This window comes from Burkholderia sp. Ac-20392, from assembly GCF_017104585.1.
GTDB classification, from domain to species: domain Bacteria; phylum Pseudomonadota; class Gammaproteobacteria; order Burkholderiales; family Burkholderiaceae; genus Burkholderia; species Burkholderia lata.
Genome location: NZ_JAAGPB010000324.1, coordinates 1 through 10,175 on the forward strand (window position 1 = coordinate 1; position 10,175 = coordinate 10,175).

Genomic DNA, 10,175 nt, shown 5'->3' on the forward strand with positions numbered 1-10,175 from the left:
GGGGGGGGGGGGGGGGGGGGGGGGGGGGGGGGGGGGGGGGGGGGGGGGGGGGGGGGGGGGGGGGGGGGGGGGGGGGGGGGGGGGGGGGGGGGGGGGGGGGGGGGGGGGGGGGGGGGGGGGGGGGGGGACGAACCTTATCCGGCGCTCGCCGTCGACCGCCACTGGACGCTGCTCGCCGCGAACCGGATGCTCGGCGCGCTGGTCGCGCAGGCCGACCCGGCGCTGCTGCAGCCGCCCGTCAACGTGCTGCGGCTGAGCCTGCATCCGGACGGGCTCGCATCGCAGATCGTCAACTGGCACGAATGGCGCGCGCACATCCTGCATCGGCTGCAGCGGCAGATCGATGTGAGCGGCGACCGCACGCTGCACACGCTGCGCGACGAACTCGCCGCGTATCCGGCGCCCGACGGCCAGCCCGACGACACCCATGCGCGCACCGACTTTGCGGATATCGCGGTGCCGCTGCGGCTGCGCACGGCAGCCGGCGAACTGACGTTCTTCAGCACGACGACGGTGTTCGGCACGCCGGTCGACGTGACGCTGTCCGAACTCGCGATCGAGGCGTTCTTTCCGGCAAACCCGGAGACGGTGGAAGCAATGCGGGCGCTGGCGGACGCGTTGCCGGCGCAGTAGCGCGCGCTACCCAGCTTGACGGAGGCCGGCGCTCGGACGCCGGCTTTCGTGCCGCCGCTGCCATGCTGGTAGTCGGCGCGCTTTTCTCCAGACGAATTTCCCCTGAAGCATAGAGATCGACCGCTACGGCAAACCTGGGCCCCGGCGCGTCCGATCAGAATGCGTCGTCGCATCTCAGGTTGCCGATCCGGAACGCGCGAGCGTGCCGGGTCACGTCAAGCAACGCAGCCGCACCTGCGCCGTTTCCCCCTCGGATTCACTCCGTCGAATGTCAAATTTGTTTAGTACATCTTTTCAATCGGATCGTACTCGAACCAATGCGATAGGGAAATCGTGAGACGGACACGCTAGCCACAACACAATTTCATATCGAGCCTAGGAACAACATGAACAAGAATCATCGAGGGTTGGGGAACCCGGCGCAGCGCGTGCCGGCGAAGTCGAAAGCGGCGCTGGCCATCGCCGTCAGCGCAGCAGTCGTCGCCTTCACGGCTTCCGCGCCGGCGCGGGCCTCCTATGTGCAGAACGGGAATTCGATCGATACCGTGGCAGGTTGCTCGGACAACATCGCGATTTCGGGCACCAACACGTATCAGGCCACGGCACGGGGCTGCGACAACATCGCGATCGGCCCGTCGGCCGTCGCCGATTCGGGTTCGTCGACCGGCGCGTACAGCGAAACCGTCGCGATCGGGCGGCAGTCCGTCGCGACCGGCACGCAAGCGACGACGCTCGGCGGCAATTCGGTCGCGACCGGCGATCATGCAACGGCGGTTGGCGCGTTTGCCACCGCGACCGGCCTCAACGCGACGGCAGTCGGCGAAGGCGCGGTCGCGAACGGCGCCACGGCCGCGGCATTCGGTCAGGGCGCATTCGCCGTGGATCAGTCGACGGCAGTCGGCCAGGGCGCCAGCGCCACCACGACCTTTTCGACCGCGATCGGCAAAGGCAGCAGCGCGGCCGGCGGCACGGCGCTCGGCTTCCAGGCCAACGCCGGCGTAGCCGATGCGGTCGCGCTCGGCGTCGACAGTTCGGCATCCGCGACCGGCAGCGTCGCGATTGCCCGTGCAACGGCATCCGCGGTGAATGCGGTGGCCATCGGCGAAGGCGCGAACGCGGCCGACGCGAATTCCGTGGCGCTGGGTGCGAACTCGGCCACGCGTGCGGCGACCACCGTCAGCAGCGTGACGCTCAACGGTGTCGGTTATAGCGGTTTCGCAGGCACGCCGGTCGGCGTGGTCAGCGTGGGCAGCGCCGGCGCCGAGCGCCAGATCGTCAACGTCGCGGCCGGCGCGATCAGCGCGACCAGCACCGACGCGGTCAACGGCTCGCAGCTCTTCTCGATCGCCAGCCAGGTGTCCACGCTGACGAATAATCTGGCCACGCTGACGAACACCGTCGGCAAGATTTCGTCGAGCGTCCCGAGCGGCACGGTGGCGGACAGCACGGGCACCGCGATCGGCAAGAACACGTCGGTCAGCGCGACGAACGGCACGGCGCTCGGCAACGGCGCGAACGTGTCGGGCGACAACGGCACGGGGATCGGCGTGAACGCAACCGTCGCCGCGGCGAACGGCACGGCAACCGGCACGAACGCGACGGTCACGGCGGCGAACGGCACCGCCACCGGCACGAACTCGAAAGTCACGGGAACGAACAGCACGGCGATCGGTACCGGCTCGAACGTCTCCGGCAACAATTCGACGGCGATCGGCGCGAACAGCCAGGCACCGGCAAACAACGCGGTCGCGTTGGGTGCGAATTCGGTCGCGTCGCGCGACAACACGGTGTCGATCGGCGCACCGGGCGCCGAGCGCCAGCTGACCAACGTGGCCGACGGCACCGCGCCGACGGACGGCGTGAACGTGCGCCAGCTGAACGGCGCGATCAACTCGGTCCGCGAGGAAATGTCGAAGTACCGCAAGGACGCGGATGCGGGCACGGCGAGCGCGATCGCGATGGCCAACATGCCGCAAGCCGTGCTGCCCGGCGAGAAGGTCGTCGCACTCGGCGGCGGCACGTACGGCGGTCAGAGCGCGATGGCGGTCGGTCTTTCCTTCGCGACGACGAAATGGCTGGTCAAGGGCTCGGTGACGACGGCCGTGTCGGGCCACGGCTCGTTCGGCGCGGGTGCAGGCGTCGGCTATCGCTGGTAATCGGCGTGGGCCGTGAAGCGTCGGGCGGCTTTACCCGACGCCGGGAAGCGTGCCGTCGGCGCAATCGCGTCGACGGCACGCGTACGAGGTCACGGCGATCAGCGACGCTCGAGCGCCAGCTTCACGCCCAGCCCCAGCAGGACCACGCCGCTGACGCGATGCATGCGCGTCAGGATGCTCGGATTGCGGCGAATCGACGCCGACAGCAGACCGGCGAACAGTGCGACGGGCCCCTTGACGAGAAACGTCAGGCCGGCAAACGTCGTGCCCAGCACGAACAGCGACAGCATCGGATGCGCGGTGCCCGCCGGCACGAATTGCGGCAGGAACGCCAGATAGAAGAGCGCGACCTTGGGATTCGACACGTTGGAAAGCGCGCCTTGCGCGAACGTGCGAAGCCGCGATGTCTGCACACCGTCGCGGCCGCTCGCGAGCGTCAGTTCGCCCGACGACCGCAGCAACGCGATGCCCAGGTACAGCAGATACAGCGCGCCGATCACCTTCAGCGCCGTGAACAGCCATTCGGATGCCTGAAGAAGCGCGCCCAGACCGAGCGTCGCGAGCATCGTATGAACGAGCAGGCCGACGCTGACGCCCGCGGCCGTCACGAGGCCCGCACGCGTGCCGCCGGACAGCGTGCGCGACATCACGAGCACCATGTCCTGACCCGGCGTGACGATGATCAGAAGCGACGTTGCGATGAATGGCAGCCAGGATAGATGTGACATGAGAGCGCTCCTGAAGGGGTAGCCGGCGGACGAGAATCACCCGGCCGGTCGTCAGATTATCGGCGCCCTTCCGTGGAGATTGGATGCGTATTTGGCTACATGAAATCGTCGATTTGGAGCTAATCTCTAGTTTTCAAGATTTTGGTAGTAAAAAATGCCAATCAAACTGGACGCGATCGACCGGCGCATTCTGCGTGCATTGCAACGGAATTCGAACCAGACGAATGCCGAACTCGCGCAACAGGCCGGGCTGTCGGCCACGCCATGCCTGCGCCGCGTTCATCTGCTCGAGGAACAAGGCGTGATCGACGCTTATGTCGCGCTATTGAACCCGGCTGCCGTCGACCTGCGATTCACCGCGTTCGTGCGCGTCACGCTGGAACGCCAGGACAAGACAACCGTCGAACGCTTCGCGCGCGAAATGGAGCAAGCGCCGGAAGTGCTCGAATGCCATCTGATGGCCGGCAGCTACGACTATCTGCTGCGCGTGATCGCGCGCGATCTCGACGACTACCAGCGCTTTCAGATGGAGACGCTCACGCAGATCGAAGGCGTCCGCAACGTCGAAACCGAGATTCCCCTGAAGCGCATCAAGCAGACGGTTCGCCTGCCGATCTAGGCATCCAGAAACGTCACGGCCTGCCCTGCCGGTTCCCCGTTCAGCGCACCGTCGCGCACCACGACCTGACCGCGCACGACCGTATGCACGGGCCAGCCGGTGACCGCGCACCCGTCATAGGGTGTCCAGCCGCTCACGCTGGCAATCCATTCGTCCCGGATGATCCGGCGCGCGCGCAAGTCGACGATGCTGAAATCGGCGTCGTAGCCCGACGCAATCCGCCCTTTCCCCGCGATCCCGAAGATGCGCGCCGGCCCGGCACTGGTCAGGTCGACCAGCCGTGCGAGGCTCAGGCGGCCCGCATGCACGTGATCGAGCATCAGCGGCAGCAGCGTCTGCACACCCGTCATCCCGCTCGGCGACTGCGGATAGGGCCGGCGTTTTTCATCGCGCGTATGCGGCGCGTGATCGCTGCCGATCACGTCGACCACGCCATCGCGAACGGCCTGCCACAGTGCGTCCTGATGATGCCGCTCGCGCACCGGCGGATTCATCTGCGCGAACGTGCCGAGCCGCTCGTAGCAATCGGGCGCGTGCAGGCTCAGGTGATGCGGCGTGACCTCGACCGTCACGCGATGCCGGTGCCGCGCGAGGAACGCCATTTCCCCGGCGGTGGACACGTGCAGCACATGCAGCCGGCGGCCCGCTTCGGCAGCCAGCCCGACGATGCGCCGCGTCGCGGCCAGCGCGCTTTCCTCGTCGCGCCAGCGCGGATGATCGCGCACGTCGCCGCTCGCCTCCACGAGCGCCCGGCGCTCGCGCAGCCGCGCCTCGTCCTCCGCGTGCACGGCCATGCGCCGCCGCCCGTTGCGCACGATCCGGCGCAACACGGCTTCGTCGTCGGCCAGCAGATCGCCGAACGAACTGCCCATGAAGACCTTCACGCCCGCGCAGCCCGGCAGGTTTTCGAGCGCCGGCAGCCGTTCGGCATTCGCGGCCGAGCCGCCGATGTAGAACGCGTAGTCGCACCACGCACGGCCGCACGCGAGATCGAGCTTCGCCTGCAGATCCTGCGCGGTCAGCGTCAGCGGATGCGTGTTGGGCATCTCGAAGATCGTCGTGACGCCGCCGAGCACCGCGCCGCGCGTGCCGGCCTCGAGGGTCTCCTTGTGCGTCAAGCCTGGTTCGCGGAAATGCACCTGGCTGTCGACGACACCCGGCAGCACGTGCAGCCCGCCCGCATCGAGCACGACCTCGGCGCTCCAGGTGCCATGCAACGCGCCCAGCGCGACGACGCGGCCGTCCACGCACGCGACGTCGATCCGCTCGGCACCGTTGGGCGTCATCACGGTGCCGCCGTGCACCAGCAGGTCGGCGTGACGTCGCTTCAGCGCGTCGCTCGCGCCCCCTTCGCTTCGGATGGGCTCGTCCATGACTCAGAACTCGTTCTGAATGTGCTTGTAGCCCAGCACCAGTGCATTGTTCGTGCGTGCGACGTCCTCGGAGAAATCGCTTGCGTCGGCCGTCACCTGCGGCAACGCGGCGAGATCGGTTTCCGGCCCGATGCGCTCGGTCGAGCGCACGTAGAAGCCCGGCGGCAGGTGGCAGCCGTCGACGACCGCGTTGTAGCGCACCACGCAGCCGTCGTCGATGGTGCAGTTGAACAGCACGCTGTTGAAGCCGACGAACACGCCGTTACCGACCTTGCACGGCCCGTGGACGATCGCGCGATGCGCGATCGACGTGTGCTGGCCGATGGTGACGCTCGCGCCCGACTTCGAATGGATCACCACGCCGTCCTGGATGTTCGAATGCGCACCGATCACGATCGGCGCGATCCGGCCGCCGGCATCCGTTTCGTCGGCGCGGATCACCGCGTACGGGCCGATGAACACGTTCTCCTCGACGATCACGAGCCCGCACAGAATGGCGGTCGGATCGACGAAGGCGCTCGGGTGGATCTGCGGCAGGTCGCCGCGCGGGTTCTTTCTGATCATCAGGATTCCTGCCTTGAAATGGGACGGCCGCGCTTGATCCGCTCGAACAGGCCCGGATCGCGCCACTGTCCGGCGATGGCCGGCGCGAACACGATGTCGTCCAGGTCGATGCGGCCCATGCGCGGGTTGAACGCATCGTCGCGAAAACACTGCGCGTAACCGGTCTCGGTTTCGTGAACGATGATCGAATGCAGCCGCACGTCGGCTTCGCCGTTCGACATGCGCGTGCAGGCCAATGCCGCGTCGACGAGGCGGAAGAACACGCGCGAGAACTGCTCGGCGCTCGGCGACACGGGCAGCAGCACCCAGCGCTCGGAATGCCGGCGCATGCTCTCGACATAGCCGGGGTCGTCATGCGACCACAGCGTCACTGCGTGGTCGAACGCGTCGATCAGGTCGCGCACGTCGCCCTTGAGCAGCCCGAAGTCGTAGATCATCTGCCCGTGATCCAGCGCGTGCGCTTCGAGCAGCAGCTCGACGCGATACGAATGGCCGTGGATCGAATGCGAGCAGCGTCGCGTGCTGCAGCCGCGCACGATGTGCGCGTTCTCGAACCGGAACAGCTTGCGGATCAGCATGCGTCGACGCCTTCGCGAACCGGTGCGGCCCAGGCCACCGCATCGTGCGGATGCAGGCTTTCCAGATGGCGGACGTGCACGCGCGGGTTCGCATGGTGGCCGTCCAGCGCGGCCTGGACCCGGCGGGCGGCATCCTCGACGAACATCAGGTTTCCGCCGTTCAGCACCGCGAACGCCTGTTCGTCCGCGCGCTTGACGGCCGTCTGCACCGGCGTGCCGAGCGCGTGCTCGATGCGATCGATCAGGTCGATCAGCCCCAGCGTCGCGCCATCGGCGGGCAGCCCCACGCTGACGATGGCTTCGCTGCGCTGGCTGTGCGGCGTGGCCGCCGTCGCGTGCCGTTTCAGCCACGCGGCGACTGCCGCCGGTTCCACACGAACGTCGCGGCCGAACGCCGCCAGGAATGCCTGCTCGACCCAGTGCCGCGACAGTGCGGCCGAGCACGGGCACGTCGACGAATAGTCGACCGTCACCTGCGCGCGCAGCTCGAAACTGGAGCCGGTCAGCGTCGCATCAACACGAACCGGGTAGGCCTTCCACCCGGCCAGCCCGTCGGTCACCAGCGCCGCACGACGCGCCAGCAAGTCGAAGCGCAGCCGTAGCCGCGCACTGCGCGTGTCGCAGTCGCGATGGCTGTCGACCATCGCGTGCAGCACATGCCGAAGGCCGGCCGGCGACAGCGCCGCGCCGTCGTCGAGCCCGTCGAGCAGCCGGTACAGCCGCGACATGTGGATGCCCTTCACGTGCGGCGCAGGCAGATCGACCTGCACGTCGGCGCGCGCATGCACGTCGCGCCGGCAGCCGGGCTCGGCCACCGCAACGGGCAGGTCGATGCCCTGCATGCCGACCCATTCGAGCGGGCGGCCGCCCGGTGCGGCATCGGTCAGGGAAATATCGGGAAGGGGTGCGTTCATGCTCGGAATCCGGTGGAGCGCCTTCTCCATCCGGATCGATGCAGGAAGCGCGTTCAAGTCAGGGCCAGTCGCGAAACGGGTTGTCCCACGTGGTCCAGTGTTCGGGGCCGGTGGCCATCTCCGTGTCGGTCAGCAGACATGCGTCGAAGCGCGCGCGCAGCGCGGGCTCGTCCATGTCCATGCCGATCAGCACGAGTTCCTGCCGCGCATCGCCGACGTGCTCGTCCCAGCGCGCGCGGATCTGCGCGACGGCTTCCGCGTCCTGCGGCCAGCGCTCGGGCGGCATGGCCGCCCACCAGTAGCCAGCCGGCCCGTGCCGCGCAACCGCGCCGGCCTGCGACCACGAGCCGGCGACGGTCGGGTGGGTGGCAAGCCAGAAGAACCCCTTCGAGCGGACGACGCCCGGCCATTCGCTTTCGACGAGATCGAAGAAACGCTGCGGATGGAACGGCCGACGCGCGCGATAGACGAAGCTGCGGATACCGTACTCGTCGGTCTCGGGCGTGTGCGTGCCGCGCATCTCCTGCAGCCAGCCCGGCGCGCGCGACGCCGCTTCGAAATCGAACAGGCCCGTGTCGAGCACGCGCTCGAGCGGCACCTTGCCGAATTCGGCGATCTCGATCCGTGCGCGTGGATTCAGGCCGCGCAGCAGCGCGACGAGCCGCTCGCGCGCGCTTGCGTCGATCAGGTCGATCTTGTTGATCACGATCACGTCGCAGAACTCGATCTGGTCGATCAGCAGATCGACCACCGTGCGCGCATCTTCCTCGCCCATCGATTCGCCGCGCGACTGCAGGCTGTCGCGCGATGCGTAGTCGCGCAGGAAATTGAACGCGTCGACCACCGTCACCATCGTGTCGAGCCGTGCGACTTCGCCGAGGCTGCGGCCGTCCTCGCCTTCGAACGTGAACGTCTCGGCCACCGGCAGCGGCTCCGAGATGCCGGTCGATTCGATCACGAGCTGGTCGAACCGCCCTTCGCGCGCGAGCCGGTCGACCTCGATCAGCAGGTCTTCGCGCAGCGTGCAGCAGATGCAGCCGTTGCTCATCTCGACCAGCTTCTCGTCGGTGCGCGACAGCCCCGCGCCGCCGTCGCGCACGAGCGCGGCGTCGATGTTGACCTCGGACATGTCGTTGACGATGACCGCAACGCGCCGGCCCTCGCGATTGTTGAGGATGTGGTTGAGCAGCGTCGTCTTGCCGGCGCCGAGGAAGCCGGACAGGACGGTCACGGGAAGCCGCGTGGACGGTTGGAGTGCGGTACGCATCGGGCGATTCCGGTCGAGGACGTTGAGGAGAGAATGATATATTGTATCGAAACGATATAACATATCATTTCGGACGTCCAGCGGGCCGGTCATGCGGCGGCGATTCACGATCCCGCCGGGCCGCCGGTTCGACTCGGCGGCACCGCGCACGGCATGCCGATTGAAAGGTGTGGTTGATAAGCTTCCCGGCGAGACCGATGGCCCCCTCACACCATGAAAACGAAAATACTTGCTGCGTTGTCACTGTGCGCCGCGCTGCCCGGCGTCGCACTCGCCCAATCGATCGCGCCCCCGGCGCTGAAGCCGGGCGATACCTGGACCTACATCAACACCGTCGAAATCGGCCCGAACGGCTGGCGCCAGACGCGCGACCAGATTTCCGTGCAGCGCACGACGTCCGAGCACATCTACGTCGAAACGCAACAGAGCGGCGCGACGCAGGCGCCGCGTGAACTGATCGTCGATGCGGACTGGAGCCGCTCGCGCAGCGTCAACGGCACGGAAACCGTGGTGAATCGTCCGCTGGCGTTTCCGCTGACGGCCGGCAAGACGTGGACGGTCAAGTACAGCGAGTCGCACCCGAATGCGCAGCACGCGTCGGAGGCGTACGACACGCACTACAAGGTCGTTGGCCCCGACACCGTCACCGTGGCGGGCGGCAAGTTCGACGCGATCAAGATCGAGGCCGAAGGCACCTGGAAGGCGCAACCCGCGCCAGGGCAATCGATCACGTCGGGCGTATCGCGCAACGCGGGTGGCTCGACGATCGTGATGCAGAGCCGCAACAACGGCACGGCCGAGCAGACCGGCAAGACCTACAAGGCGTTCTGGTACGTGCCGGCAGTAGGCCGCTGGGTCAAGTCGGTCGAGGAGTACTACGACGCGAACGGGATGCGGAACGCGCGCTATTCGAACGAGCTGGTGTCGTTCAAGCGCGCCGGCGTGGAGGGCGGCGCACCGCCGGCCAGCCAGCCTGCGCTCGCACCCGCCCCCGTCGCCGTGCCGGCGGAACCCCTGCCTACCGTCGATCAGTGACGGAACGCGCGCTCACTTACGTATAGAGCGACGCCGGCGGCAATTCCCCGGCCAGCGCGAACCGGCCCACGTCGCGCAGCCGGTAGTCGAGCGGATCGTGCAGCGTATGCGTGCGCGCATTCCGCCAGAAGCGGTCGAGGCCGAGCGACGCGGCCGTCGCGCGTGCACCGCAGGCGTCGAACAGCGCCTCGCCGTTCTCGAGCGCCGCGCGCTGCGCGACGATCTTCGCCTCCGATACCGCGAGCGCCACCTCGGCGCGCTCGTCCGCCGTCAGCGCATCCTGCCGCGTCCACGCACGCTGCAACGCG

At 67.9% G+C, this 10,175-nt stretch carries 9 protein-coding genes and 2 pseudogenes; 4 read left to right on the forward strand and 7 right to left on the reverse strand.

Features of this window, described 5'->3' with window-relative positions:
- Window positions 1-129: 129 nt before the first annotated feature.
- Window positions 130-633, forward strand: a pseudogene (locus G3N99_RS27420) (transcriptional regulator); the annotation flags it as partial.
- Window positions 634-1,019: 386 nt separating this feature from the next.
- A complete protein-coding gene (locus G3N99_RS27425) occupies window positions 1,020-2,789 on the forward strand; it encodes a YadA family autotransporter adhesin (protein WP_206123964.1) in 1,770 nt (589 codons plus the stop codon).
- Window positions 2,790-2,887: 98 nt separating this feature from the next.
- On the opposite strand, the gene G3N99_RS27430 is transcribed toward G3N99_RS27425, so the two are convergent.
- Window positions 2,888-3,517, reverse strand: a complete 630-nt coding sequence (locus G3N99_RS27430) for a LysE family translocator (RefSeq protein WP_206123965.1) — start codon at window positions 3,515-3,517, stop codon at window positions 2,888-2,890.
- Between the two features lie 154 nt (window positions 3,518-3,671).
- Between G3N99_RS27430 and G3N99_RS27435 the strand changes: the two genes are divergently transcribed.
- Window positions 3,672-4,136 carry an Lrp/AsnC family transcriptional regulator gene (locus G3N99_RS27435; protein WP_011353935.1) on the forward strand — a complete coding sequence of 155 codons (465 nt, stop codon included), beginning with the start codon at window positions 3,672-3,674 and terminating at the stop codon, window positions 4,134-4,136.
- On the opposite strand, the gene G3N99_RS27440 is transcribed toward G3N99_RS27435, so the two are convergent.
- The 5 genes from G3N99_RS27440 to zigA are packed head-to-tail and all read right to left on the reverse strand — an operon-like array spanning window position 4,133 to window position 8,832.
- Window positions 4,133-5,509: a dihydroorotase gene (locus G3N99_RS27440; protein ID WP_206123966.1), complete on the reverse strand. Its 1,377-nt coding sequence runs from the start codon at window positions 5,507-5,509 to the stop codon at window positions 4,133-4,135. The genes G3N99_RS27435 and G3N99_RS27440 overlap by 4 nt on opposite strands.
- Before the next feature lie 3 nt (window positions 5,510-5,512).
- Complete coding sequence (locus tag G3N99_RS27445; RefSeq protein ID WP_089433370.1) at window positions 5,513-6,073, reverse strand: carbonate dehydratase; 561 nt, start codon at window positions 6,071-6,073, stop codon at window positions 5,513-5,515.
- Window positions 6,073-6,651, reverse strand: coding sequence for a 6-carboxytetrahydropterin synthase (locus G3N99_RS27450; RefSeq protein ID WP_206123967.1), 579 nt, complete (start codon window positions 6,649-6,651; stop codon window positions 6,073-6,075). The genes G3N99_RS27445 and G3N99_RS27450 overlap by 1 nt, the downstream gene beginning before the upstream one ends.
- Window positions 6,645-7,565, reverse strand: a complete 921-nt coding sequence (folE2, locus tag G3N99_RS27455) for a GTP cyclohydrolase FolE2 (RefSeq protein WP_206123968.1) — start codon at window positions 7,563-7,565, stop codon at window positions 6,645-6,647. The genes G3N99_RS27450 and folE2 overlap by 7 nt, the downstream gene beginning before the upstream one ends.
- A gap of 58 nt (window positions 7,566-7,623) precedes the next feature.
- On the reverse strand, window positions 7,624-8,832 hold the full coding sequence (gene zigA / locus G3N99_RS27460; protein WP_206123969.1) for a zinc metallochaperone GTPase ZigA: 1,209 nt from the start codon (window positions 8,830-8,832) through the stop codon (window positions 7,624-7,626).
- A gap of 213 nt (window positions 8,833-9,045) precedes the next feature.
- Between zigA and G3N99_RS27465 the strand changes: the two genes are divergently transcribed.
- Window positions 9,046-9,867, forward strand: coding sequence for a hypothetical protein (locus tag G3N99_RS27465; protein WP_206123970.1), 822 nt, complete (start codon window positions 9,046-9,048; stop codon window positions 9,865-9,867).
- Between the two features lie 16 nt (window positions 9,868-9,883).
- Here G3N99_RS27465 and G3N99_RS27470 read toward each other — a convergent pair.
- Window positions 9,884-10,175: pseudogene (locus G3N99_RS27470) on the reverse strand (acyl-CoA dehydrogenase); the annotation flags it as partial.

Coding starts and splice junctions, on each gene's coding strand:
- G3N99_RS27425 (WP_206123964.1), top strand. CDS start 1,020: ATGAACAAGAATCATCGAGGGTTGGGGAACCCGGCGCAGCGCGTGCCG.
- G3N99_RS27430 (WP_206123965.1), bottom strand. CDS start 3,517: ATGTCACATCTATCCTGGCTGCCATTCATCGCAACGTCGCTTCTGATC.
- G3N99_RS27435 (WP_011353935.1), top strand. CDS start 3,672: ATGCCAATCAAACTGGACGCGATCGACCGGCGCATTCTGCGTGCATTG.
- G3N99_RS27440 (WP_206123966.1), bottom strand. CDS start 5,509: ATGGACGAGCCCATCCGAAGCGAAGGGGGCGCGAGCGACGCGCTGAAG.
- G3N99_RS27445 (WP_089433370.1), bottom strand. CDS start 6,073: ATGATCAGAAAGAACCCGCGCGGCGACCTGCCGCAGATCCACCCGAGC.
- G3N99_RS27450 (WP_206123967.1), bottom strand. CDS start 6,651: ATGCTGATCCGCAAGCTGTTCCGGTTCGAGAACGCGCACATCGTGCGC.
- folE2 (WP_206123968.1), bottom strand. CDS start 7,565: ATGAACGCACCCCTTCCCGATATTTCCCTGACCGATGCCGCACCGGGC.
- zigA (WP_206123969.1), bottom strand. CDS start 8,832: ATGCGTACCGCACTCCAACCGTCCACGCGGCTTCCCGTGACCGTCCTG.
- G3N99_RS27465 (WP_206123970.1), top strand. CDS start 9,046: ATGAAAACGAAAATACTTGCTGCGTTGTCACTGTGCGCCGCGCTGCCC.